Source organism: Microbacterium sp. AK009 (assembly GCF_013410955.1).
GTDB lineage: Bacteria > Actinomycetota > Actinomycetes > Actinomycetales > Microbacteriaceae > Microbacterium.
Genome location: NZ_JACCCG010000006.1, coordinates 344,168 through 367,373 on the forward strand (window position 1 = coordinate 344,168; position 23,206 = coordinate 367,373).

The window sequence follows — 23,206 nt, forward strand, 5'->3', positions numbered from 1 at the left end:
CGAGGTCGGATCGATGGACTGGGTCGACGAGCTCCGGCGGCTGCGGGATGCCCGCCTGCCGGCGGTGCTGGTCACCCTTGCCGCGGTGCGGGGCCACGCCCCGCGCAACGGCGGCGCGAAGCTCGTTGTCTCGCCCGATCGGCTCTTCGGCACCGTGGGCGGCGGCAATCTGGAGGAGACCGCCATCGCCACGGCCCGCGAGATGATCGACGCGGGCGAGAACGAGCCGCGACTGCTGACGCTCACCCTCAGCGACAAGGCCGCGACCGAGTACGGTGTGCAGTGCTGCGGGGGAGAGGTGACGATGCTGCTGGAACCCGTGCGCGTGGTGCCGACTGTTGCGATCTTCGGCGTCGGGCACGTCGGGCTGGAGCTCGCCCGCGTGCTCGCCCGTCACGAGATCGAGCTGTGGCTCGTCGACGGGCGCGGCGAGATGGTCTCCGACGAGCGGCTCGGCGTGCCCGGGCGGAGCGGGCTGTTCGCCGACGCGGTCGCGAGCGTGCAGGTGCGCCACACGCCGGTGCCGGAGGCGGCGATCGCCGATCTGCCGGCCGGCGCGCACGTGCTCGTCATGACGCATGACCATGTCGAGGATCTGGCTCTCGTCGATCAGGCCCTCCGCCGCGGCGACCTCGCGTCGATCGGGCTGATCGGCTCGCGGTCGAAGTGGACGCGATTCACCGCGAAGCTTCGGGAGCTCGGCCACACCGATGACGATCTGGCGCGGGTGACGACACCCATCGGCGTGCCAGAGGTGTCGGGTAAGGCCCCGGCCGTCATCGCGGTGAGTGTCGCCGCGCGCCTGCTGCAGCTGATCGAGGAGGCGGCGCGCGCGCCGCTCCCGTGACGAGCGGGCGGCGTCAGCCGCCGAGGACGACGTTCAGCGGGGCCTCGCCCCGCGACATCCGCTCGATCTGGCGGCGGACGAGTCGCGCGATCCGCGGGCGCATCGCGCTCGATGCCCCGCCGACATGCGGCACGATGAGGACGCCGTCGGTCGACCAGAGCGGATGACTCTTGGGAAGCGGCTCGGGATCGGTGACGTCGAGGGCAGCGCGGATGCGTCCGCGGCTCGCGTGATCGGCGAGGGCGTCGGTGTCGATGAGGGGTCCGCGGCCGACGTTGACGATGAGGGCGCCGTCGGGGAGCGTGCGGAGGAACCCGTCGTCGATGAGGTGGCGCGTCGCGTCGCCGCCCGGCAGGGATGCCATCACGATCTCGGTATGTGGCAGCAGTTCGGGTAGTTCGTCGACGCCGTGGATCGTGACGCCCTCCTCTTCGCGGTGTCGGGATGCCACGCGGACGAGATCGACCTCGAAGCCTGCGAGCCGCGCGTCGATCGCTTTGCCGATGCCGCCGTAGCCGAGGAGCAGAACGCGGCGGTCGGCGAGACTCGCCGCTCGTTCCGGGGCCCAGCGGCCTTCGGCCTGGGCGTGCACGAACGACGGGATTCGCCGCTGCGCGGCTAGAGCGAGGGCCACCGCGAGCTCGGCGGTCGACGTCTCATGCACGCTGGAGGCGTTGGCGAAGGTGTATGTCGGCGGGAGAATATCCTCGATGCCGTCGTACCCGATCGACTGGCTCTGCACCAGGCGGGTCTCGACCTGGTCGAGGAGCGGCACCGCGTCGGCGAGCGACATGTACGGCGGCACGACGATGTCGATGCGGGGCAGGGGCGGCGGACCGTCCATGGCCCACTGGATCACCTCGACCCCGGCGGGCAGGGGCTCGAGATCGGCGGCGAGCTGGGCGGTCGGAACGGACACGACGAGATTCGCACTCACCACTCCCACGCTACCCGCCGCGGCGGGAGTAGTTTCGGCGGCAGGAGGCGGCCGAGCGTGCCGGGATGGATATGGTTCCCGAGATCAACTACTGGGCGGTCCTGATCGCCACGGCCTCGACGCTTCTCGTCGGGTCGGTGTTCTACGCACCCAAGGTGTTCGGCACGCGCTGGGCGCGGCTGGCGAACGTCGACATGAACCGACCCGGCGCCACCGCGGTCATCCCGATCCTCGTCACGATCCTCGTGAGCTTCGTCAGCGCGTGGGTCCTCGCCGGAGCGATCAACATCGCGTGGCATTTCTACGGCGGCGGGTACCTGCTCGCGGCACTCGGCACCGCGATCATCCTGTGGGCGGGGCTCACCGCGGCCCGGATCATCACGCACGACGCCTTCGAGGGCCGGCCGTCGTCGCTCACCGTGCTGACGATCGGCCACGAGCTCGCGACCGTCGTCGTCATGGCGCTGATCATCGGCGTTTGGCCGCCCGCCGGTACGGTCTGACCCGGGCGCCGCGGCGCCGCGGGGCGCGCCGCCCCCGCGCCGCCCAGCGCCCACCGTTCGCGGTCGCGAGGAGATTCGCCTCCACGAGGATCGGACCGCGACCTCGCATCCTCCCGAACGCGAGAATCCTCGCCGCCGCGAGAATCCAGCGTGGCGGCGGAGCCCGCTGAGCCGGCGCTCAGCCGCACACGGGAGGAGATCGACACACCGGAGGTGCGCAGCGCGCTGCGCGCCCTCCGGTGCGCGGATTTCCTCCCGTGCGCCGCCGACGGTGGGAGCGGGCGCGTCAGCGCGTTTGCGGTTCGCTCGGCGCGCGCGCAGCGCCGCGGCTGCTCGGCCGCACACGGGAGGAGATCGACAGGCCGGAGGTCAACGTCGCGCTGCGCGCCCTCCGCTGTGGGGATCTCCTCCCGTGCGCCGCCGACGCTGGGAGCGGGCGCGTCAGCGCGTTTGCGGTTCGCTCGGCGCGCGCGCAGCGCCGCGGCTACTCAGCCGCACACGGGAGGAGATCGACAGACTGGAGGTGCGTAGCGCGCTGCGCGCCCTCCGCTGTGGGGATCTCCTCCCGTGCGCCGTTGAGCTCGCCCCGCCGGGCTCACGCCGCCGGGCTCTCGCCGCCGGGCGTCGCCTGCCGCCGTTCTGCCCCGCGCCCTACCGCGCCGCGCAACCCGCGCGCGGCTCAGGCCGTGGCGACGAGCGACGCGATGGCGGAGGTGAAGAACCGGCGGCCGTCGACACCCGAGCGCATCGCGAGGCGGGTGTCGGGGCCGAAGCCCTCTTCGACGGCGTGCTCGGGGTGCGGCATGAGACCGACGACGTTGCCGCGCTCGTTGCGCAGGCCCGCGATGTCGTGGAGCGATCCGTTGGGGTTCACGCCCAGGTAGCGGAGGGCGACGAGTCCCTCGCCCTCGATCCGCGCGAGGGTGTCGGCGTCGGCGATGTACCCGCCATCGGCGTTCTTCAGGGGGATGACGATCTCCTCGCCGTCGGCGAAGTCGGCCGTCCACGCCGTCGATGTGCTCTCCACGCGCAGTCGCTGGTCGCGGCAGATGAACTGCTGGTGGGCGTTGCGGATCAAACCGCCGGGCAGCAGGTGCGCCTCGACGAGCATCTGGAAGCCGTTGCAGATACCGAGCACGGGCATTCCGCCCCGCGCGGCGTCCGTGACCTCGGCCATGATCGGTGCGAGGGCAGCGATCGCCCCGGCGCGCAGGTAGTCGCCGTAGCTGAAGCCACCGGGGAGGATGAGGGCGTCGACGCCCTCGAGGTCGTGCGAGCCGTGCCAGAGGGCGACCGGTTCGCCGCCCGCGAGACGAACGGCGCGGCGAGCGTCGACGTCGTCGAGACTTCCGGGGAAGGTGATGACGCCGATGCGGGCGGTCACTCCACGACCTCCACGCCGACGACGTCTTCGATCACATCGTTGGAGAGCACCTCGGCGGCGATCCGACGGGCTGTGGCGAGGGTCTCGTCATCGACCTCTCCGTCGACGGTCAACTCGAAACGCTTGCCGATCCGGACGCCCGAGAAGCGCTCGACGCCGAGCCGCGTGAGGGCTCCGGCGACGGCCTTTCCCTGCGGGTCGAGCAGCTCGGCCTTGGGCATGACGTCGACGACGATGGTGGGCACACCGACATCCTACGGCTAGGCCTCACGCATCACCGTCGTGACCTGATCGTTACACGACGATTTGGGAGCGCTCCCTTGACATCCGTGAGAGCGATCCCATAGCGTCGTCCGCAATTCGTGGGAGCGATTCCACGGACACGTCAATCTCGCACCGTGTCACCGACACAGCATCGTGCTTTTCTCATCCACAAAGGAGTGATCGTGACGTCATCCACCATGCGCAAAGCGGCCGTCGCGGCTGCGATCGCGTCATCCACCGCCCTCGTTCTCGCGGGCTGCAGCTCCTCCGGCGGCGGCGACGCCGCGGGCGGCGAGGCCGGCGAGGACATCACCCTCACGGTCACCACCTTCGGCACCTTCGGCTACGACGATCTGTACACCGAGTACGAAGAGGCCAACCCCGGCATCACCATCGAGGCCACGAACATCGACACGGGCGGCAACGCCCGCACCGACGCCTTCACCAAGATCGGCGCCGGGTCCGGTCTGTCCGACGTCGTCGCGGTCGAAGAGGGCTGGCTCGGTCAGATCATGGGGGTCGCCGACCAGTTCGTCGACCTGCGCGACTACGGCATCGAGGACCGCAAGGGCGACTGGCTCGAGTGGAAGTACGACCAGGCGACCGACCCCGAGGGCCGCGTCATCGGCTACGGCACCGACATCGGCCCGCAGGGCATCTGCTACAACGCTCCCGCCTTCGAGGCGGCCGGCCTGCCTACTGATCGCGAAGAGGTCGCGGCGCTCCTCGACGGCGACTGGGAAAACTACTTCGACCTCGGCCGCCAGTATAACGAGGCGACCGGCAAGGCCTGGTACGACCACTCGGGCTTCGTCTGGAACGCGATGGTCAACCAGATGGATGAGGGCTACTACACCGCCGACGGCGAGCTGAACGTCGAGGGCAACGCCGAGATGCAGGAGCGCTTCCAGCTGCTGGGCGCCGCCACCGAAGACGGTCTGTCCGCTGCCCAGGCGGCGTGGGACTGGAACAAGGGCGAGTCCTTCCTCGACCAGACGTTCGCGACGTTCATCTGCCCCGGCTGGATGCTCGGCGTGATGCAGGGCTCGATCGAGGGCGCCGGCGGCGACGAGGACAACGGATGGGACTTCGCCAACGTCTTCCCCGGAGGCCCGGCGAACTGGGGCGGCGCCTTCCTGACCGTTCCCGAGACGTCGCAGCACAAGGAAGAGGCGGCCAAGCTCGCCGACTGGCTGACCCAGCCCGCGCAGCAGGTGAAGCAGTCCGCTGCGGCGGGCAACTTCCCCAGCACCGTCGAGGCGCAGGAGACCCTGGCCGCAGAGGCGACTCCGAACCCGTTCTTCAACGACGCACCCACCGGAGCGATCCTGGCCGAACGCGCCGTCGGCGTCGAAGCGCAGTACAAGGGCCCGCAGGACTCGGTCATCCAGGAGAACGTCTTCGGCCCCGCGCTGAAGGCGCTGGACCTCGGCGAAACCGACACGCAGGGCGCCTGGGACCGGGCGCTGCAGCTGCTGAACGAACTGGTCGGCTGAGTCCGACCGCATGACACGGGGCCTCCGGGCGCACGCCTGGGGGCCCCGACCATCTCTTCGCGAGAGGAACTGCACATGACCGCGACCCTGCCGTCACCGGCGCCGGCATCGGCCGACACCGGCCGAGAAGAGACGAAGGACCGGATGCGGCGACCCGCCCGCTCCCCCTTCCGTCAGCGTCTGTCGAAGGCCGACCAGAAGGCCTCTCCCTACCTCTACGTCGCCCCGTTCTTCCTTCTCTTCGGCGTCGTCGGTCTCTTCCCGCTGATCTACACCCTCAACGTCTCCCTCTACGACTGGGATCTGCTGCAGGGTCAGGGCGACTTCGTCGGACTCGGCAACTTCGTCGAGATCCTGGGCGACCGGATGTTCTGGAACGCGGTGTTCAACACCATCAGCATCTTCCTGATCTCGGCCATTCCGCAGCTGACGATCGCCCTCATCGTCGCCTACCTCCTCGACCGAGGTCTGCGCGCCCCCACCTTCTGGCGGATGAGCGTGCTCATCCCCTTCGTCGTCACCCCGGTCGCGGTCGCCCTGATCTTCTCGAGCATCTTCAGCGACGTCGACGGCCTGGCCAACAACCTCCTCAACCTCTTCGGCATCTCCGATCAGCAGTGGAAGCAGGACCGGTTCCTCAGCCACCTCGCCATCGCCATCATGGTCAACTTCCGGTGGACCGGGTACAACGCCCTCATCCTCCTCGCCGCGATGCAGGCGGTGCCGCGCGACCTGTATGAATCCGCCGCGATCGACGGCGCCGGTCCGGTGCGCCGCTTCTTCTCCATCACGATCCCGACGATCCGCCCGACGCTGATCTTCGTGATCATCACCGCCACCATCGGGGGACTGCAGATCTTCGCCGAGCCGCGCCTGTTCGACGTGTCGGCCGCCGGAGGTATCGGCGGCAGCGACCGACAGTTCCAGACCCTCGTGCTCTTCCTTTGGGACCTCGCGTTCTTCCGCACGAACCTGGGGGAGGCGTCCGCCGTGGCGTGGCTGCTGTTCCTCCTCATCGTGCTGTTCGGGCTCGTCAACTTCCTCATCGCGCGTCGTATCGCAACGTCGGACTCCCGGCAGGACCGCAGAGCACGTCGAATCGCCCAGCGTCAGGCCCGAGCCCTTGGAGGGGCAAAGTGAGCGTCACCATTCCCGATCCGCTCCCCGCGGTGCAGGTCGACACCCTCGACACCGACCCGCCCGAACGGCCCGCGAAGCGCCGTCGCGGTCGTGAGACGGGCAACGCCGGCATCGGCAGCCGCCCCGGCTTCCTCACCTACGGCCTGCTCGCGGCGTTCATCATCGGCAGCGTGTACCCGCTGTGGTGGTCGTTCGTCGTCGCCAGCGGCGACAACTCGACCCGTGGCGAGACGCTGCCCCTCATCCCCGGCGGGAACTTCTTCGCCAACGCGTCGCGCGTGCTCGACGCCATCCCGTTCTGGCTGGCGCTGGGCAACTCGATCGTGATCTCGGGCGTCATCACGGTCTCGGTGGTGACGTTCTCCACGATCGCCGGCTACGCCTTCGCCAAGCTGAAGTTCCGCGGACGCAACGGGCTCATGCTCTTCGTGATCGCCACGATGGCGATCCCCACTCAGCTCGGCATCATCCCGCTCTTCATGGTGATGCGCGAACTCGGCTGGACCGGCACCATCGGCGCCGTCATCGTGCCCACCCTCGTCACGGCGTTCGGTGTGTTCTTCATGCGGCAGTATCTCGTCGACGTCATCCCCGACGAGCTCATCGAGGCGGCCCGCGTCGACGGCGCCGGCCAGTTCCGCACCTTCCTCACCGTCGGGGTCCCCGCGGCGCGACCGGCGATGGCGATCCTGGGGCTGTTCACCTTCATGACGGCGTGGACGGATTACCTCTGGCCGCTGATCGTGCTGAGCCCGTCCAACCCCACGCTGCAGACAGCTCTCAGTCAGCTGCAGTCGGGATACTACATCGACTACTCGATCGTGCTCGCCGGCGCCGTCATGGCGACGATTCCGCTCTTGATCCTGTTCATCATCGCGGGTAAACAGCTCATCAGCGGCATCATGGCCGGAGCAGTGAAAGGCTGACATGACCATCGACCTCACCGAGGACCCTCGCCTCGACGTCACCGGCGCTCGCGCCTTCCCACCCGGTTTCCTCTTCGGCGCCGCAACCGCCGCCTACCAGATCGAGGGCGCCGCGCACGAGGACGGACGACGCGATTCCATCTGGGACGCGTTCAGCCGCGTGCCGGGAGCCGTCATCAACGGCGACAACGGCGACGTCGCGTGCGACCACTACCACCGCTATCGCGACGACGTGGCGCTGATGAAGGAGATGGGTCTTCAGACCTATCGCTTCTCGACCTCCTGGTCGCGGGTGCGACCGGACGGGGGAGCGCTCAACCCGGCGGGCGTCGACTTCTACCGCCGCCTCGTCGACGAGTTGCTCGACGCCGGCATCCTCCCCTGGCTGACGCTCTACCACTGGGACCTCCCGCAGGCGCTGCAGGAGCGGGGCGGCTGGGCGAACCGCGACACCGCCGACCGCTTCACCGAGTACGCCCTCGACATGCACGACGCCCTGGGCGACCGCGTGAACGTGTGGACCACGCTCAACGAGCCGTGGTGCGCGTCGTTCCTCAGCTACACGGCGGGGATCCACGCGCCCGGGCGTTTCAGCGTGTCCGAGGGGATGCTCGCCTCCCACCACCTGCTCCTCGGCCATGGTCAGACCGTCCGCGAGCTTCGTGCCCGCGACGCGTCGCTGACGCTCGGCATCACCCTGAACCTGACGGTCGCCGATCCTGCTGATCCGACCGATCCGGCGGACGTCGACGCAGCGCGCCGCATCGACGGACAGTTCAATCGCTGGTTCCTCGACCCCCTCTTCCGGGGCGCGTATCCCGCCGACATCCTCTCGGACTTCGAGAAGAAGGATGCCGCGGCGGTCGCCGTCTTCACCGACGCTGTGCAGCCCGGCGATCTCGCCGCGATCAGCACGCCGATAGACACGCTCGGCGTGAACTACTACCACGGAGAGCTCGTCGGAGGCACCCCGCCGGCCGTTCCGCCGCCCGGCGGTGACGCCCCCACGGATCGCGTCACAGCGTCGCCGTTCCCGGCATCCGATGGGATCTTCTGGCATGACCGGGGGCTCGCCCGCACCGCGATGAACTGGGAGGTGCAGCCCGAGGGGCTGACGCGTCTGCTCAGACGCACCTGGGACGAGTACGCCGAACCGGCCGGCGTCGCGCTCTACGTCACCGAGAACGGCGCCGCCTACGACGACGAGGTGATCGTCGACGGCGGCGAGGTCCGGGTGCCGGATGCGGAGCGGACGGCGTTCCTCCGGGCGCACCTCGGTGCGGTGCTGGATGCCGCCGAATTCGGCGTCGATGTGCGCGGATACTTCTACTGGTCGCTGCTGGACAACTACGAGTGGGCGTGGGGATACGAGAAGCGGTTCGGCATCGTCCGGGTCGACTACGACACCCAGGTGCGCACGGTGAAGGACTCCGGCCGGGAGTACCGCCGTATCATCGCAGCACGAGAGCTCGACGACGTCCACCCGGGGGCCCTGTCGTAGCGTCGACCGCGAGGCGGGTGCCCGCGGGCAAGGAGGCATCCCATGATCGGTGACACCAGGGCTGCTGCGACCATCGAAGAGGTGGCCGCGGCCGCCGGCGTCTCCCGCTCCACGGTGTCGCGCGTGGTCAACGGGTCGACGGCGGTGAGCCCTGCCGCGCTGGAGTCGGTGCGGCGCGCCATCGCCGATCTGAACTACGTGCCCAATCGCGCTGCCCGCTCGCTTGCCAGCCGTCAGACCCACGCGGTGGCGCTCATCGTGCCCGAGGATACGACCCGCTTCTTCGGCGATCCGTTCTTCGCGGCGATCGTTTCCGGCATCAACCGTCGCCTCAGCCGCTCGGACTACGTCCTGAACCTGTTCATCGCCAGCGACGATCCCGGTGACAAGACGACGAGCTACCTGCGAAGCGGGTCCGTCGACGGTGCGGTGGTGGTCTCGCATCACACGAGCGACACGTTCCTCGACCGGATCGCCAGCGCCCTCCCGGTCGTGTACGGCGGCATGCCGCCCCGGCTCGGCCCCCTGGACTACTACGTGGACGTCGACAATCTGCAGGGCGGGAAGGATGCCGCGGCCCACCTCATCGCGAAGGGCCGGCGTCGCATCGCGACGATCACCGGGTCGCTGACCATGGCGGCGGGACTGGACCGACTGGCGGGGTTCCGTGAGGCGCTCGCGGCCGAGGGGCTCACCGAGGTGGCCGTCGAGGACGGCGATTTCACCACCGACGGCGGAATGCGCGCGATGGAGCGGATCGTCTCCCGCGGGGTGGAGTTCGACGGGCTGTTCATCGCGAGCGACCTCATGGCCCAGGGCGCCGTGGAGGTGCTGCGCCGCACCGGACGCCGCGTTCCCGAGGACGTCGCCGTCGTCGGATTCGACGACTCGCCCATCGCGGTGGCGGTGCAGCCGGCGCTGACGACGATGCGTCAGCCCTCCCTGCAGCAGGGCGAGCAGATGGCGGGGGTGCTCCTCGACCTCCTGGCCGGGAGGAATCCGCCGCACGCGACGATCCTCGGCACCGAGCTCGTGGTGCGCGACTCGACCTGACGGGTCACCGCTCCACGGGGTCGCCCCCGAGCTGTCCCACCGCCGGAAGCGGTCCGCCGTCGTCGGCGCCGGTCCGGCGCCACCGCGCGATGGCGTTCCCGAGGTGGTAGATCACCAGCGCGGCGGCCGTTCCCAGCACGATCGCCCCGAGCTGGAAGTCGCCCCACTCGAGGGTGAAACCGGCGATCGCGACGACGAGGGCGACGGCAGCGGTGTACTGATTGACGGGACGGGAGAAGTCCACCCGGTTGTCGACCCAGATCTTGATGCCGATGATGCCGATGAGGCCATAGAGCGCGGTGGTCACGCCACCGAGCACGCCGGCGGGGATCGAGTTGAACAGCGCCCCCACCTTGGGTGAGAGGCTGAGGAGGATGGCCGTGGCTCCGGCCACCCAGTACGCCGCGGTGGAGTAGACCCGCGTCGCCGCCATCACGCCGATGTTCTCGCCGTAGGTCGTCGTTCCCGAGCCGCCGAAGAACCCCGCCAGGGTCGTCGCCGCGCCGTCGGCGATGAGGGCGCGCCCGGTCGAGCGGTTCACCGAGGCATCCGTCATCGTCGCCACCCCGCGGACGTGCCCCACGTTCTCGGCGATGAGGACCAGCACGACCGGAAGGAACATCGCGATGACGCTCCACGTGCCGGGTGAGGTGAAGTCGGCGAGCTGGAACTCGGGCAGACCCACCCAGGCCGCCTCGCCGACGGCGGTGAAATCGACCGCGCCGACCAGGAGGGCGACGACGTACCCCACGACGACGCCGAGGAAGATCGAGATGCGCCCGAGGAACCCGCGGAACAGAACGCTGAACAGGATGACGGCGGTCAGCGTCACCGTCGCGATCACCGGCTGCTGCTGGTAGCTGTCCCATGCCACCGGGGCGAGGTTGAAGCCGATGAGGGCGACGATGGCCCCCGCCACGACCGGCGGCATGAGCTTCTCGATCCACCCGAGACCCGCGAGCTGCACGACGACGCCGACGGCGGCGAGGAGCACCCCGACGGCGACGATGCCGGCCAGCGCCGACCCCATGCCCTGCGAGGCGGTCGCCGCGGTGACGGGGGCGATGAAGGCGAACGACGACCCCAGGTAGCTGGGGAGGCGGTTGCGCGTGATGAGGAGGAAGAGCAGGGTGCCGACGCCGGAGAAGAGCAGCGTGGTCGACACCGGGAAGCCGGTGAGCACCGGGACGAGGAAGGTCGCGCCGAACATCGCGATGACGTGCTGGATGCCGAGGGCGACCGTCGCTCCCCAGGTGAGGCGCTCCCGCGGGCCGACGACGCTTCCGGGTGCGACGGTGCGGCCGTCGCCGTGCAGCTTCCAGATGGGCATGGGTGGTGTTCCTTCCGCGGATGGCGGGACTCACCCTATCGGGGGGCGGACCGCCTCTTCCGAGTTGCTCCGGCGAACGGTTTCCGGAATGCTGTACGGGCGCTGGTGTCTCGGCGCGTCAACGGACGGAGCGATGTGAACGAACCCCGCACCACCGCAACGCCCTCGGCGGCGATGCAGCTGACCGGTCTGCACAAGCGGTTCGGCGAGAAGGTCGCCGTGGAGGGGCTGACCCTCACCGTGCCGACGGGGTCGTTCTACGGCCTGGTCGGACCCAACGGTGCCGGGAAGACGACCACGCTGTCGATGGCGACGGGGCTCCTTCAGCCCGACGCGGGCCAGGCCTTCATCCACGGCGTCGACGTGTGGCGGCATCCGGTCGAGGCCAAGCGCATGCTCGGAAACCTCGCCGACGGGGTGAAGCTGTTCGACCGCCTCACCGGCGAGCAGCTCGTGACCTACACCGGCATGCTCTTCGGTCTGCCGCATGACGAGATCGCGCGGCGCACGGCCGACCTGCTGTCGCTCCTGGACATGACCGAGGCCGCGGGTGTGCTCGTGGTGGACTACTCCGCCGGCATGACGAAGAAGATCGCCCTGGCCTGTGCGCTCGTCCATGCCCCGCGCGTGCTCGTGCTCGACGAGCCCTTCGAGTCGGTCGATCCGGTATCGGCGGCGAACATCCAGGACATCCTCACCGGCTACGTCGCCACCGGCGGCACCGTCATCGTCTCGAGCCACTCGATGGACCTCGTCCAGCGCATGTGCGACCACGTCGCCGTCGTCGCCGGCGGGCGCCTGCTCGTCGCCGGCACGGTCGACGACGTGCGCGCGGGGCAGTCGCTGCAGGACCGGTTCGTCGATCTCGTCGGCGGGCGCCGCCACGGGGAGGGGCCGGAATGGTTGCGACACTCCTGAGGCTGCGGTTCCGTGTGCTGGGCAACCAGCTGGCGCGGAGCCCCTGGCAGCTCGTCGGCTTCCTCTTCGGCTGCGTCTATGGGCTGGGGATGCTGGTGGGCGTCGTCTTAGGCCTGGTGCTGCTGGGCTCGGCACCGCTGGATCTGGCATCGGCGATCGTCGTGGGGGTGGGAGCCCTCGTCACCCTCGGGTGGGTGCTCGGACCGCTCCTCGTCGCCGGGGTCGACACGACGCTCGAGCCCGACCGGCTGGTCACCTTCCCCATGACGGTGGACCGGATGATGGTCGCGCTGACGTTGGCAGGGGTCTGCGGCATCCCGGGCATCGTCACCTCCGTGGCCGCGCTCGCGACCGTCGCCACCTGGATGCGCACCCCCGCCTCGCTCGTCGCCTGGGTGGTCGCCGCGCCGCTGGCGATCCTCACCGCGGTCGTCGCGTCGCGCACCATGGCGGCGCTCGCCGTGGGGCTGAGCGGCGGCCGCCGGTTCCGCGAGATCGCCGGGGTGGTGATCTTCATCCCCCTCGTGCTCGCAGGCCCGATCATCATCGCGGTCACCACCGGGTTCGCGCTCAACATCGACACGGTGGCGATCGCGGTCGAGGTCGTCTCGTGGACGCCGCTCGGCGCTGCGTGGGCGATTCCGGCCGCAGCGGCAGCGGGCGCGTACCTCCCCGCCCTGGTCAAGCTCGTGATCGCGGTGGCGACCGTGGTGGTCCTGTGGCTGCTGTGGCGCCGCGCGCTCGCTGACGCCCTCGTGCGGCCGCGGAACGCCGGCGGGGCGGCGGCGAAGCCCGGCGCCCTCGGCTGGTTCGGGCGTGTGCCGACGGGCGGGTTCGGGGCGATCTACGCCCGGTCGCTCACCTACTGGCTGCGCGACCCCCGCTACCTCCGCCAGCTCATCGTCGTACCGCTCGTCCCGATCATCCTGTGGTTCTACTCCCGCGGCGGCGACGCGCTGGGCGTCGTGAGCTGGAGCGGCCTGCTGATCGCGCTGGTGATCGGCATCGTCATCTACGCCGACATCTCCTACGACGGCACCGCCTTCGGCACTCAGCTGGCCACGGGTGTCTCGGGCCGCGCCGACCGATTCGGGCGCACGCTCGCCGCGGCGACCCTGGCGCTGCCGCTGACGGTGGCCGCAGCGGTGCTGCCCTTCGCCTTCTCAGGAGACTGGTCGCAGGCGCCCGCCGTGCTGGGGGCGAGTCTCGGCGTGCTCGGGATCTCCTACGGCGTGTGCGCGGTGACCTCGGCGCAGTTCGTCGTGCCGGTCGCCGCACCCGGAGACAACCCGTTCAAGCGGGTGCCGGGGGTGACCTTCGTGCAGGGGCTCATCTTCCTGGGCATCTGGCTGATCGCGATCGCGCTGTCGGCGCCGTCGGTGGTGCTCGCGCTCATCGCCTTCTTCACCGAGAACGCGGCGCTGGGCGTTGTGGCCGGCCTCGTCGGGCTCGTCCTGGGCGCCGTCGTCTTCGCCGGGGGAATGGTGCTGGGCGGTCGCACCCTCGACCGCACCGGGCCCGTGCTGCTGTCGCGGCTCAAGGCGATGCGCAACGCCTGAGCCGGGTGCGCGGCCGCGGTCTCAGGCGGTGAGGCGGTCGATCAGCTCGCGGTACCGCGCGGCGGTGCGCTCGACGATCTCGGCGGGGAGCTCGGGCGGGGTGCCCGTGCGGTCCCAGTGGGCGGCGAGCCAGTCGCGCACGATCTGCTTGTCGAAGCTCGCCATGCGCTCTTCGGGGGTGGCGCCGCGTGCCCATGCTTCCGCGTCCCAGTACCGCGACGAATCACTGGTCAGCACCTCATCGGCCAGGCGCAGCACGCCGTCGTCGTCGACGCCGAACTCGAACTTGGTGTCGGCGAGGATGAGGCCCTTCTCCTCGGCGATCGCCGCGGCGCGGCGGTAGATGTCGAGCGAGGCGTCGCGCAGCTGTTCGGCGCGGTCGAGGCCGACGAGGTCGACGGTGCGGTCGAACGAGATGTTCTCGTCGTGCTCGCCGAGCGGCGCTTTGTACGCAGGGGTGAAGAGGGGCTCGGGCAGACGGTCGCCGTTGCCGAGGCCGGCGGGTAGAGGGATGTCGCAGACCGTCCCCTGCTGCTGATACTCCGCCCAGCCCGACCCGGTGAGGTAGCCCCGGACGACGCACTCCACCGGCAGCATCTCCAGGCGACGGGTGAGCATCGTGCGTCCGCGGACCGCCTCGGGGATCTCACCGGTCCGCAGGTGATTCGGCACGCCCAGGCGTTCGAACCACCACAGGCTCAGCTGCGTGAGGAGCTCGCCCTTTCCGGGGATGCCGGGAGAGAGCACGTGATCGAATGCGCTCACGCGGTCGCTCGCGACCACCAGCATCCGGTCCTCCGGTCCCTCGGACGGGAGGTACAGGTCGCGCACCTTGCCCGAGTAGACGTGCCGCCAGCCGGGAAGCGCAGTGGGGTGGGTCACCCGCCCATTATCCCGACGTTCGCCGCCGGCGCTCGGCGCGCTCGGTCGTTGAGCGAGGAGCGCACGACGAGTTGAAACGCGTGCTCAACGGCCGCTCCGTCCCCGAAACCTCCCTTCCCCGTCGAGACACCGCGCGGCACGGAGGGTGTGGGCGGGGAAAGGGTGTCTCGGGGAACCCGGTCGTCGTGCGAGGAGTCGGAGTCCGGTCGTCGAGCGAGGAGCGGAGCGCCGAGACGAAACGCGCGGAGAGGGCGTTTCGTCTCGCTTGCTCGCTCAACGACCGCCGCGGCGGCCCCGAAACCTCCCTTGTCCCGCCCGGTTCGTCGGAGATTCGCACCGTTGTCGGATGACCGATGCGCTCCGATCCGGTAACGCCGCGTTTCTCCGGCAAACGGAAGGGGTGACGTGAGGGGCGCCGGGACGTCAGTGTGCGGAAGAGGGAGGGCGGGCGCCGGGCGTGGCAGGGGATGTCAGGGGGTGATGCTGTCGACGTAGGCGAACGCCTCGTCGACCGCGGCCGGCCATAGCGCGGCATCCGTCTGCTCGAAGAAGAGCCATTCCTTCATCTCGCGCTCGCGCATCACCATCCGACGTGCGGGGGTGGTCGCGACCAGCTCGGTCGCCCGCTCGGCGGGGACCTTCACGATGAGCTGGCCGTCGAAGCTCAAGAACGCGAAGATCTTGCCGCGGATGCGCAGCCCCTCGGACCCGAAGATCGGACCGATGTCGACGCCGTCGTGGGCGAAGTACCGCTCCGCGATCGGGTCGAACAGGTCGTGGCCGCGGCGCTTCGCTGCCGCGCGCTCGGTCTCAGCCATAGTCGGACGGTAGCGACGCGCGGCGGCTGCGTCGAGGGGGTGGGCGGGCGTGGGTGCGGGCGTTTCGGCTCGCTGCGCTCGCTCAACGACCGTGGTGGGGGCGTTTCGTCTCGATTCGCTCGCTCAACGACCGGGGGAGCGGCCGCTCAACGACCTGGGGCCGCTTGCTCGACGACCGGGGTCAGGCCTGTGCGGCGATGTCGGTGCGGAACTGCCCGCCCTCGAGCACGATGCGACCCATCGCGTCGTAGGCTCGGTCGCGCGCCTCGGCGAAGGTCGGCGCGACGGCGACGACGTTCAGCACCCTGCCGCCCGTGGCGACGAGGTCGTCGCCGTCTGCCCGGGTCGCGGCGTGGGCGAGGTGCACACCCGGGACGCCCGCGGCGGCATCCGTCCCGTCGATGACCCGGCCGGTGACCGGACCCGCCGGATACCCCTCGCTCGCGAGGACCACGGTCACCGCCTTGGCGTCGCTGAACCGCGGACGCGCGAGACCTTCGAGCCGGCCCGACGCAGCCGCAAGCAGCAGCTCCGACAGCGGCTCGGCGAGGCGGGGGAGCACGACCTGCGTCTCGGGGTCACCGAAGCGGGCGTTGAACTCGATGACCTTCACCCCGGCTTCGGTCACGATGAGGCCGGCGTAGAGCAGTCCAATGAACGGTGTGCCCTCGGCATCCAGCTGAGCGATGACGGGCGCGGCGACCTCCGTCGTGACGAGGTCGACGAAGGCCTGCTCGCTGCCGAAGCGCTCGGCGAGCCACGGCAGCGGAGAGTAGGCGCCCATACCGCCGGTGTTGGGCCCGGCGTCGCCGTCGGCGAGGCGCTTGAAGTCCTGGGCGGGGCTCAGGGGCATCACGTGGTCGCCGTCGCTGAGGAAGAACAGCGACACTTCGGGGCCGGCGAGGAACTCCTCGACCAGCACCGGACCGGTCGGCAGGTACATCTCGGCGTGGGCGAGCGCGGCAGCGCGGTCGTCGGTGACGATCACGCCCTTCCCGGCCGCGAGGCCGTCGGCCTTCACCACGTGCGGCGCGCCGAAATCGTCGAGGGCGGCGGCCACCTCGTCGAGGGTGCGGGCGCGCGTCGCTCGCCCGGTCGGCACGCCGGCGGCCTCCATGATCCGCTTCGCGAACGCCTTCGACCCCTCGAGCCGCGCGGCGGCGCGGCTGGGACCGAAGGCGGGGATGCCGCGCTCGCGCACCGCGTCGGCGACTCCGGCGACCAGGGGTGCTTCGGGCCCGATCACGACGAGGTCGACGTCGTTGGCGAGGGCGAACGCGGTGACGGCTGCGGGGCTGTCGGGGTCGAGGTCGACGATCGTCGCGTCGCGGGCGATGCCGGCGTTGCCCGGGGCGGCGAAGATCTCGTGCCGCACCTCCTCACTGCGGAGGGCAAGGACGATGGCGTGCTCGCGGGCTCCCGCGCCGAGGACCAGGATTCTCACCCGGCCAGCCTAGCGATGCGCGCCGCGGTGCCGCGGGTGCGAGCGCGGTGCAGGCCCCGGCGTACGGTGGAGGGATGCCGCGGAAGATCACCACCGACGAAGGACGCGCCGCGCTCGACGCCGCACGTCAGCCGGGGGCCGCGCGCCCGGCCCAGGCCACGGCGGTGCGGTACCTCCTTCAGCTGCTGGCCGAGAAGGCGCCGGGCCGTTCGGTCGAGGTGCGGGTGCCGCCTTTCGGGGCGGTGCAGGTGATCGAGGGCCCGCGGCACACCCGCGGAACCCCGCCCAATGTCGTGGAGATGGATGCCGCGACCTGGCTCGCCCTCGCCACCGGCGTGGAGCAGTGGGCCGATGCCGCCGCTGCCGGCCGCATCCAGGCATCCGGGGTCCGCGCCGACATCAGTGCGCTCCTGCCGCTGCGGCCTTGACCGCTGCGGCCCTCACCCCCACGGCCCTCACCCCCGCGGCCCTCCCCGCCCGCGGCCCTCACCCCCCATCGCCGGTGCCACAATGAGGGCATGGCGCGCGGCCGCGCCGGCCGCGACGGCTGGCAGGGAAACCCCGACGACGAACACGTCGTCGATGAGGAGCGCATCCCCGCTGTCGTCCACCGCTCGCCGCGCTACGGCCGGTTCCTCGTCATCGGCGTGCTCTCGGGCGTCGCGCTGGCGCTCCTGTACGTCTTCGTCGGCAACCCGGGCGGCCCCGCCTCCGACAGCCTCGGGGGCGCGTTCCGCGTCGCCGGGGTGCTGAGCGTCGTCTTCGCGGGGCTCGGCCTCCTCGTCTCCGCGCTGGTCGTGATCGTCGTCGACGCCGTCATCAGCAGACGGAGGCGGATGCTGCAGGCGCAGCGCGACACCACACTCGTCGACGATCTGCGCCGCCCCGTCTCCGACGATCCGCCGTCGTGGCGGCCCGCCGACCCCGACCCGAAGAAGCGGCCGCGCTGATCGGAGCCCGCGGCCACGATCACTGACTTCGACCGCGCTTGAGAAGACGCGACGCCGCCCGAACCGCAGGGTGGGACAATGGGGTCATGGCAGATCAGCCGCGTCGACCCGACCTCCAGCCCCCCGCCCGGGATGAGGTCGAGACGGTGTCGGTGCGCCGCTCGCCGAAGTACTCCGCCTTCCTGCTGGCCGGCGCGGCCCTCGGCATCCTCACCGCCCTCATCCTCACCTTCGGCTTCAACGGCTCCGCCCAGGTGAGCGAGAACACCGGGCTGGAGTACTCCAGCGGTCAGGTGTTCGGGTTCCTGCTGCTCATCTTCATCCCCGTCGGCCTGGCGGTGATGGGCGCTATCGCGCTGATCCTCGACCGCACCTCGGGGCGTCGCACGCGCCAGGTGCGCGTGGACCACACCCTCACGCGCGAGGACTGACCCTCACGCCAGTTCGGCGATGATCGGGTGGATCGCGGTGTCGAATGCCGCGATGTCACCACGCAGCCCATCGGTGACGGCGATGGTGAGCGACCCGATCCACCACACGCCCCGCTGAGCGAGCGGGAGCACCTGCACGTTCAACTCGAACGAGTGGGCGCGCCGGCCCACCTGTCGTTCGTGCTCGGCGATCGCGCTGGCGTACGCGCGGTACGCGCTGTGCGACCCGGCGTCGCGGCTGTAGCGCGCGTGCACCTCCTCAGCGAAGGCCACGGCCTCCGGCGCGTGTGGCTCGATCGCCTCGCGCAGCTCGTCCATCCCCTCGGTGGGCAGGGCGACGTACACGCCGAACCCGTCGACGAGGTCGAGCGGCACGGGCGACGGGTGCGCCTGCGGTTCGACGGTCAGGGCCCAGAACTCCCGCCACTGCCGCTCCAGGAGCGCCTGCGCCCTCTCATTCCGATCATTGGCGCGGGGAGGGATGCCGCGAAGCGGCGGCAGCTCGTCAGGGGAGCGGATCCCGAGGGCCTGGCGAAGGTAGAGGGCGATCAGCACCGGCCGACCCGCGTCCTCGCGGATCAGCCACTCGGGACCGCCGGTACCGCCCATGCCGCCAGTGTAAGGGCCCCTGTTTCGGCGCGGGTAGGCTGAGCGGGTGGACCGCATCTCTGGCGACACTTCCCCTCCCTCCCCCGAGAATCCCTACGCAGCCGCAGGGGTCGACACCCAGGCGGGCGACCTGGCTGTGGAGCTGATGAAGGGCGCCGTCGCGCGCACCCAGGGGCCCGAGGTGCGGGGCGGGGTCGGCGGCTTCGCCGGTCTCTACGACGCCTCCGCGCTCCGCGGGTACGAGCGGCCGCTGCTGGCCACGAGCACCGATGGCGTGGGCACGAAGGTCGCGATCGCGCAGGCGATCGACAAGCACGACACCATCGGGCTCGACCTCGTGGGCATGGTCATCGACGATATCGCCGTGGTCGGCGCCCGCCCGCTGTTCATGACCGATTACATCGCCTGCGGGAAGGTCGTCCCGGCCCGCATCGCCGACATCGTCGCGGGCATCGCGCGCGGCTGCAGCGAGACGGGCGCGGCGCTCGTGGGGGGAGAGACCGCCGAGCATCCGGGACTTCTCGGGCCGAATGACTACGACGTCGCCGGCGCCGCGACCGGTGTCGTCGAGGCATCCGCTGTTCTCGGCCCCGAGCGCGTGCGCACGGGTGATGTCGTCCTCGCACTGGCATCGAGCGGTCCGCACGCCAACGGATACTCCCTCATCCGCCACATCATCGCCGGTGCCGGCATCGGCTACGGCGACCACGCCGCCGACTTCGGGTCGACCTGGGGCGAGGCCCTGCTCGAACCGACCCGCCTGTACACCCGGCCGCTGCTCGACCTCATCGACGAGATCGGTGACGGCGTCCACTCCCTGAGCCACGTCACCGGCGGCGGCATCGCCGCCAACCTCGCCCGGGTGCTGCCGCGCGGCAGCTGGGTCGAGGTCGACCGCTCGACGTGGGAGCCCCCCGCGGTGTTCCAGGTGCTCGCCGAGCTCGGCGACCTCTCGCTCACCTCGACCGAGGGCACCTGGAACCTCGGCGTAGGATTCTTCGCCGTCGTCGCCGCCGAGAGAGCGGATGCCGCGGCCGCGGCCCTCCAGCGCGCGGGTATCGCGACGTGGCAGGTCGGCGTCGTCGGCGACGGCGCCCTGCCCGACGGCGAGTTCGAGCAGGGCGCGAAGGGGGTCGACGGGGGCGCGGTGCGTCTGGTCGGCGCCTACGGCGGCATCCCCCGGATCGGAGCGAAGTAACACCACATGTGCGGAATCGTCGGGATGGTCGGGCGCGGGAGCGTCAACCAGGAGATCTACGACTCGCTCCTCCTCCTCCAGCACCGGGGGCAGGACTCCACGGGCATCGCCACGGCGGAGCCGGGCGGCGCGGTGCACATGCACAAGGCGCGCGGGATGGTGCGCGAGGCCTTCCGCACCCGTGACATGCGGGCGCTGCTCGGCACGATCGGCCTGGGCCACGTCCGCTACGCCACCAAGGGCACGGCCTCGAGCGAGGAGGAGGCGCAGCCGTTCTACGTCAACGCCCCCTACGGCATCGTGCTCATCCACAACGGCAACCTCACCAACACCCGCGAGCTCACCGACGAGCTCTTCCACAAAGACCGCCGGCACCTGAACACCTCCAGCGACACCGAGCTGCTCGTGAACGTGCTCGGCGGTGAGCTGCAGTCGACGATCTCCGGCCCCGACCTCGATCCCGACCAGGTGTTCGATGCGGTCACCCGTGTCCACGAGCGGGTGGAGGGGTCGTACGCGGCGATCGCGCTCATCGCCGGACACGGCCTGCTCGCCTTCCGCGACCCGTTCGGCATCCGGCCGCTGATCCTCGGCACCCGCCGTCACGACGACGGACACTACGAGTGGGTCGTCACCAGCGAGAGCCTCGTGCTCGAGAACGGCGAGTTCGAGGTGGTGCGCGACGTCGACCCGGGCGAAGCCGTCTTCATCGATCTGGAGGGGCAGCTGCACACCCGCCAGTGCGCGTCGGATCCGAAACTCGTGCCGTGCTCGTTCGAGTACGTCTACCTCGCCCGCCCCGACTCGATCATGAACGGCATCTCGGTGTACGAGGCCCGCCTGCGCATGGGCGAGCGCCTGGCCGACACCATCGCGAAGTACACCCCGCCCGGGGCGATCGACGTGGTCATGCCGATCCCCGACTCGTCGCGACCGGCGGCGATGCAGGTGGCGCGCAAACTCGGCATCGAGTACCGCGAGGGCTTCTACAAGAACCGGTACATCGGCCGGACGTTCATCATGCCCGGGCAGGCGGTGCGCAAGAAGAGCGTGCGTCAGAAGCTCAACGCGATGTCGAGCGAGTTCAAGGGGAAGAACGTCCTCCTCATCGACGACTCCATCGTGCGCGGCACGACGTCGAAGGAGATCATCCAGATGGCCCGGGATGCGGGGGCGAAGAGCGTCACGTTCGCCTCCGCCGCGCCGCCCGTGCGCTACCCCCACGTCTACGGGATCAACATGCCCTCGCGGCTGGAGCTCGTCGCCCACGGGCGGACGATCCCCGAGATCGCCGCTGAACTCGGGGCGGACTACATGGTCTACCAGGAGGTCGAGGACCTGAAGGCGGCGATCCTCGAGGGCTCGGACATCGAGGACCTCGACATGAGCTGCTTCGACGGCCGCTACGTCACCGGCACGGTGACGGAGGAGTACCTCGCCTGGGTGGAAGGCTCCCAGGAGAGCTGAGCGCCGGCGCCGCCTCGCTCCCGCGCGCCCGCGCGCGCCGCGTGCATGGTTCTCACCAAGCTCGGAGAATCGCGCGAAACTCGGAAGCTTTCGGGGCGAATCGTCCGAAGTACGCGCGATTCTCCGACGACGCGGAGCGGCAGCCGGGGGCCCGAGCCGGCGGCGCGGCGTGGGGCGTCTGCCCACCCGCCTCCCAGCCCTTTCGCGAGCTGCGTTGGTACCGTCGCGGGGTGTCCGCATCCGCGAACCCCGACCCGCAGCCGGCCGAGGCCGATGGACTCGAACGCGAGATCCGCACTGAGATCGTCGAGGCCGAACGGCCCGACCGCCCCATCCGCAAGACACTGCGACGTGCGCGGGCGTGGGTCGCGGGTCATCCGCTCCTCGAACGGTTCTACCGCGTCGGGGTCGCGGTCTTCGGGGGAGTCCTGGCGCTGGGCGGACTGATCCTCGTCCCGCTCCCCGGGCCCGGCTGGCTGGTCGTGTTCCTCGGCCTCGCGGTGCTCGGCACCGAGTTCCACTGGGCGCGGCGGATCGCCGCCTGGCTCAAGCGTCAGCTCGACCGGTTCTGGGCCTGGTGGCGACAGTACCGCGCACAACGAGCCGCCCGCCGGGTGTAGCGGAGGTCCCAGCCGTCAGGGCACGGGAATGACGCAGCGGTCGGAACGACGGGCTGTCAGGCCTTCTCGTCCTCGTACTCGTCCGCCCACTTGTCGACGTACTCGTCTTCACGAGTCGGGGAGCCGAGCTCGCGTTCGAGTGCAGAGTAGTTGATGCTCTGCATGTCGTACTTGAGCTCACGGGCGATCTTGGTGTTCTTCGCCTTCTGTCGGCCACGCCCCATGCGAGACCCCCTCATGTCTGAGCCGCGGGGTGTTGTGCGCGGGCTGTCCGCGACGGTTACCCGGGCAATCACGAATCCGGCAACGAACCGGCAAGAGTAGCATTCAGAATATCACGGCGCCCCGCCCGACCGGCGGCCCCACGACTGGTGAAACGAGGATATATGAGCGCGGCGGAATCCCAGACGGCGGGAATCGATATCGAGGCCCTGCGCGGTGCGGTCGTCGCCGGGGTCATCCCGGGTCAGTCGCCCCGCGTCCTGAACGAGGCGGGCCGCTACGCGCAGCTCCTCGGGGTGCCCCTCGTCGTGGTTCACGTCGACGTCACCCGCTTCGTCACGTACGAAGATCCCGACGGCTACGTCCACTCGGCGCCGATCGACATCAACATCGCCTCCGGCGAGGCAGACCTGAAGCTCATCGAACAGGCGGCCGCGGCGGCCCTCGACGGGCACGGTGTCGACTGGCGCGTGCATCAGCTGGTCGGTGACCCTGCGCTGGCGATGAAGCACTTCGCCGACAAGATCGACGCGAAGCTCCTCGTCGTCGGCACCCGCAAGCGCGGAATCGGCGAATCGATCCGCGAGTTCTTCACCGGATCGGTCGCCGCGCGCCTGGCCCACCGTCAGCGCCGGTCGATCCTCGTCGTTCCCCTGGGCGAGCCGGTGCCCGAGGACGAGGAGATCTGGCCGGCGTGACGGTCGGGC

The 23,206-nt window shown here is 70.3% G+C and carries 25 protein-coding genes; 16 read left to right on the top strand and 9 right to left on the bottom strand.

The genetic code is table 11. From position 1 onward, the window contains the following. Positions 1-13 precede the first annotated feature (13 nt). The gene (gene xdhC / locus HDC37_RS15345; RefSeq protein ID WP_179561249.1) at positions 14-847 is read left to right on the top strand and encodes a xanthine dehydrogenase accessory protein XdhC; all 834 of its coding nucleotides are present in this window, start codon (positions 14-16) and stop codon (positions 845-847) included. A gap of 13 nt (positions 848-860) precedes the next feature. On the opposite strand, the gene HDC37_RS15350 is transcribed toward xdhC, so the two are convergent. Further along, complete coding sequence (locus tag HDC37_RS15350) at positions 861-1,784, bottom strand: 2-hydroxyacid dehydrogenase (RefSeq protein ID WP_308472243.1); 924 nt, start codon at positions 1,782-1,784, stop codon at positions 861-863. A 71-nt stretch (positions 1,785-1,855) separates the two neighbouring features. Here HDC37_RS15350 and HDC37_RS15355 point away from each other — a divergent pair, with 71 nt between their 5' ends. Then, on the top strand, positions 1,856-2,287 hold the full coding sequence (locus HDC37_RS15355) for a DUF1761 domain-containing protein (protein WP_179561328.1): 432 nt from the start codon (positions 1,856-1,858) through the stop codon (positions 2,285-2,287). A 679-nt stretch (positions 2,288-2,966) separates the two neighbouring features. On the opposite strand, the gene purQ is transcribed toward HDC37_RS15355, so the two are convergent. Both purQ and HDC37_RS15365 read right to left on the bottom strand, forming a co-directional pair. Continuing rightward, positions 2,967-3,671, bottom strand: a complete 705-nt coding sequence (gene purQ, locus HDC37_RS15360; RefSeq protein WP_179561250.1) for a phosphoribosylformylglycinamidine synthase subunit PurQ — start codon at positions 3,669-3,671, stop codon at positions 2,967-2,969. After that, the gene (locus tag HDC37_RS15365) at positions 3,668-3,916 is read right to left on the bottom strand and encodes a phosphoribosylformylglycinamidine synthase subunit PurS (RefSeq protein WP_179561251.1); all 249 of its coding nucleotides are present in this window, start codon (positions 3,914-3,916) and stop codon (positions 3,668-3,670) included. Before HDC37_RS15365 ends, purQ begins: the two co-directional genes overlap by 4 nt. Before the next feature lie 216 nt (positions 3,917-4,132). Between HDC37_RS15365 and HDC37_RS15370 the strand changes: the two genes are divergently transcribed. From HDC37_RS15370 to HDC37_RS15390, 5 genes are all read left to right on the top strand, one after another. Continuing rightward, complete coding sequence (locus tag HDC37_RS15370) at positions 4,133-5,431, top strand: ABC transporter substrate-binding protein (RefSeq protein WP_179561329.1); 1,299 nt, start codon at positions 4,133-4,135, stop codon at positions 5,429-5,431. Between the two features lie 75 nt (positions 5,432-5,506). Continuing rightward, positions 5,507-6,571 (top strand): carbohydrate ABC transporter permease, encoded by a 1,065-nt coding sequence (locus tag HDC37_RS15375; protein WP_179561252.1) that lies wholly within the window; start codon positions 5,507-5,509, stop codon positions 6,569-6,571. A 29-nt stretch (positions 6,572-6,600) separates the two neighbouring features. After that, complete coding sequence (locus tag HDC37_RS15380; protein ID WP_179561330.1) at positions 6,601-7,497, top strand: carbohydrate ABC transporter permease; 897 nt, start codon at positions 6,601-6,603, stop codon at positions 7,495-7,497. Position 7,498: 1 nt separating this feature from the next. Beyond that, positions 7,499-8,998, top strand: a complete 1,500-nt coding sequence (locus HDC37_RS15385; RefSeq protein ID WP_179561253.1) for a GH1 family beta-glucosidase — start codon at positions 7,499-7,501, stop codon at positions 8,996-8,998. 42 nt (positions 8,999-9,040) lie between these two features. Further along, positions 9,041-10,051 carry a LacI family DNA-binding transcriptional regulator gene (locus tag HDC37_RS15390; RefSeq protein ID WP_179561254.1) on the top strand — a complete coding sequence of 337 codons (1,011 nt, stop codon included), beginning with the start codon at positions 9,041-9,043 and terminating at the stop codon, positions 10,049-10,051. Positions 10,052-10,055: 4 nt separating this feature from the next. Here the strand turns inward: HDC37_RS15390 and HDC37_RS15395 are convergent, their stop codons facing one another. Next, a complete protein-coding gene (locus HDC37_RS15395) occupies positions 10,056-11,381 on the bottom strand; it encodes a uracil-xanthine permease family protein (RefSeq protein ID WP_179561255.1) in 1,326 nt (441 codons plus the stop codon). Positions 11,382-11,555: 174 nt separating this feature from the next. Between HDC37_RS15395 and HDC37_RS15400 the strand changes: the two genes are divergently transcribed. Both HDC37_RS15400 and HDC37_RS15405 read left to right on the top strand, forming a co-directional pair. Next, complete coding sequence (locus HDC37_RS15400; protein ID WP_179561331.1) at positions 11,556-12,299, top strand: ABC transporter ATP-binding protein; 744 nt, start codon at positions 11,556-11,558, stop codon at positions 12,297-12,299. Then, positions 12,281-13,858, top strand: coding sequence for a hypothetical protein (locus HDC37_RS15405; RefSeq protein WP_179561256.1), 1,578 nt, complete (start codon positions 12,281-12,283; stop codon positions 13,856-13,858). The genes HDC37_RS15400 and HDC37_RS15405 overlap by 19 nt, the downstream gene beginning before the upstream one ends. 21 nt (positions 13,859-13,879) lie before the next feature. Here HDC37_RS15405 and HDC37_RS15410 read toward each other — a convergent pair whose 3' ends face one another. From HDC37_RS15410 to purD, 3 genes are all read right to left on the bottom strand, one after another. Next, on the bottom strand, positions 13,880-14,740 hold the full coding sequence (locus HDC37_RS15410) for a phosphoribosylaminoimidazolesuccinocarboxamide synthase (protein WP_179561257.1): 861 nt from the start codon (positions 14,738-14,740) through the stop codon (positions 13,880-13,882). Between the two features lie 470 nt (positions 14,741-15,210). Beyond that, positions 15,211-15,558 carry a hypothetical protein gene (locus HDC37_RS15415; RefSeq protein ID WP_179561258.1) on the bottom strand — a complete coding sequence of 116 codons (348 nt, stop codon included), beginning with the start codon at positions 15,556-15,558 and terminating at the stop codon, positions 15,211-15,213. A 181-nt stretch (positions 15,559-15,739) separates the two neighbouring features. Next, positions 15,740-17,002 carry a phosphoribosylamine--glycine ligase gene (gene purD, locus HDC37_RS15420; protein ID WP_179561259.1) on the bottom strand — a complete coding sequence of 421 codons (1,263 nt, stop codon included), beginning with the start codon at positions 17,000-17,002 and terminating at the stop codon, positions 15,740-15,742. Between the two features lie 74 nt (positions 17,003-17,076). On the opposite strand from purD, the gene HDC37_RS15425 reads away from it, so the two are divergent. From HDC37_RS15425 to HDC37_RS15435, 3 genes are all read left to right on the top strand, one after another. Continuing rightward, positions 17,077-17,430 (top strand): sterol carrier family protein, encoded by a 354-nt coding sequence (locus HDC37_RS15425; protein WP_179561260.1) that lies wholly within the window; start codon positions 17,077-17,079, stop codon positions 17,428-17,430. Between the two features lie 90 nt (positions 17,431-17,520). Further along, on the top strand, positions 17,521-17,952 hold the full coding sequence (locus HDC37_RS15430; protein WP_179561261.1) for a hypothetical protein: 432 nt from the start codon (positions 17,521-17,523) through the stop codon (positions 17,950-17,952). An 86-nt stretch (positions 17,953-18,038) separates the two neighbouring features. Then, a complete protein-coding gene (locus HDC37_RS15435) occupies positions 18,039-18,383 on the top strand; it encodes a potassium transporter Trk (protein WP_179561262.1) in 345 nt (114 codons plus the stop codon). Positions 18,384-18,386: 3 nt separating this feature from the next. On the opposite strand, the gene HDC37_RS15440 is transcribed toward HDC37_RS15435, so the two are convergent. Beyond that, complete coding sequence (locus HDC37_RS15440; protein WP_179561263.1) at positions 18,387-18,992, bottom strand: zinc-binding alcohol dehydrogenase; 606 nt, start codon at positions 18,990-18,992, stop codon at positions 18,387-18,389. A gap of 46 nt (positions 18,993-19,038) precedes the next feature. On the opposite strand from HDC37_RS15440, the gene purM reads away from it, so the two are divergent. The 3 genes from purM to HDC37_RS15455 all read left to right on the top strand — a co-directional run bounded on the left by purM (position 19,039) and on the right by HDC37_RS15455 (position 22,277). Continuing rightward, positions 19,039-20,190 (top strand): phosphoribosylformylglycinamidine cyclo-ligase, encoded by a 1,152-nt coding sequence (gene purM, locus HDC37_RS15445; RefSeq protein WP_308472244.1) that lies wholly within the window; start codon positions 19,039-19,041, stop codon positions 20,188-20,190. A gap of 6 nt (positions 20,191-20,196) precedes the next feature. Further along, a complete protein-coding gene (purF, locus tag HDC37_RS15450) occupies positions 20,197-21,657 on the top strand; it encodes an amidophosphoribosyltransferase (RefSeq protein ID WP_179561264.1) in 1,461 nt (486 codons plus the stop codon). A gap of 230 nt (positions 21,658-21,887) precedes the next feature. Then, positions 21,888-22,277: a TIGR02611 family protein gene (locus HDC37_RS15455; RefSeq protein WP_308472245.1), complete on the top strand. Its 390-nt coding sequence runs from the start codon at positions 21,888-21,890 to the stop codon at positions 22,275-22,277. Positions 22,278-22,333: 56 nt separating this feature from the next. Here HDC37_RS15455 and HDC37_RS15460 read toward each other — a convergent pair whose 3' ends face one another. Further along, entirely contained in the window at positions 22,334-22,501 is a 168-nt protein-coding gene (locus tag HDC37_RS15460) for a DUF3073 family protein (protein ID WP_179561265.1), read from the bottom strand. 162 nt (positions 22,502-22,663) lie between these two features. On the opposite strand from HDC37_RS15460, the gene HDC37_RS15465 reads away from it, so the two are divergent. Next, on the top strand, positions 22,664-23,197 hold the full coding sequence (locus HDC37_RS15465; RefSeq protein ID WP_179561266.1) for a universal stress protein: 534 nt from the start codon (positions 22,664-22,666) through the stop codon (positions 23,195-23,197). Positions 23,198-23,206: the final 9 nt, after the last annotated feature.

Coding starts and splice junctions, on each gene's coding strand:
- xdhC (WP_179561249.1), top strand. CDS start 14: ATGGACTGGGTCGACGAGCTCCGGCGGCTGCGGGATGCCCGCCTGCCG.
- HDC37_RS15395 (WP_179561255.1), bottom strand. CDS start 11,381: ATGCCCATCTGGAAGCTGCACGGCGACGGCCGCACCGTCGCACCCGGA.
- HDC37_RS15385 (WP_179561253.1), top strand. CDS start 7,499: ATGACCATCGACCTCACCGAGGACCCTCGCCTCGACGTCACCGGCGCT.
- purF (WP_179561264.1), top strand. CDS start 20,197: ATGTGCGGAATCGTCGGGATGGTCGGGCGCGGGAGCGTCAACCAGGAG.
- HDC37_RS15370 (WP_179561329.1), top strand. CDS start 4,133: ATGCGCAAAGCGGCCGTCGCGGCTGCGATCGCGTCATCCACCGCCCTC.
- HDC37_RS15460 (WP_179561265.1), bottom strand. CDS start 22,501: ATGGGGCGTGGCCGACAGAAGGCGAAGAACACCAAGATCGCCCGTGAG.
- HDC37_RS15415 (WP_179561258.1), bottom strand. CDS start 15,558: ATGGCTGAGACCGAGCGCGCGGCAGCGAAGCGCCGCGGCCACGACCTG.
- HDC37_RS15465 (WP_179561266.1), top strand. CDS start 22,664: ATGAGCGCGGCGGAATCCCAGACGGCGGGAATCGATATCGAGGCCCTG.
- HDC37_RS15400 (WP_179561331.1), top strand. CDS start 11,556: ATGCAGCTGACCGGTCTGCACAAGCGGTTCGGCGAGAAGGTCGCCGTG.
- HDC37_RS15430 (WP_179561261.1), top strand. CDS start 17,521: ATGGCGCGCGGCCGCGCCGGCCGCGACGGCTGGCAGGGAAACCCCGAC.
- HDC37_RS15375 (WP_179561252.1), top strand. CDS start 5,507: ATGACCGCGACCCTGCCGTCACCGGCGCCGGCATCGGCCGACACCGGC.
- HDC37_RS15405 (WP_179561256.1), top strand. CDS start 12,281: ATGGTTGCGACACTCCTGAGGCTGCGGTTCCGTGTGCTGGGCAACCAG.
- HDC37_RS15425 (WP_179561260.1), top strand. CDS start 17,077: ATGCCGCGGAAGATCACCACCGACGAAGGACGCGCCGCGCTCGACGCC.
- HDC37_RS15440 (WP_179561263.1), bottom strand. CDS start 18,992: ATGGGCGGTACCGGCGGTCCCGAGTGGCTGATCCGCGAGGACGCGGGT.
- HDC37_RS15355 (WP_179561328.1), top strand. CDS start 1,856: ATGGTTCCCGAGATCAACTACTGGGCGGTCCTGATCGCCACGGCCTCG.
- HDC37_RS15390 (WP_179561254.1), top strand. CDS start 9,041: ATGATCGGTGACACCAGGGCTGCTGCGACCATCGAAGAGGTGGCCGCG.
- HDC37_RS15435 (WP_179561262.1), top strand. CDS start 18,039: ATGGCAGATCAGCCGCGTCGACCCGACCTCCAGCCCCCCGCCCGGGAT.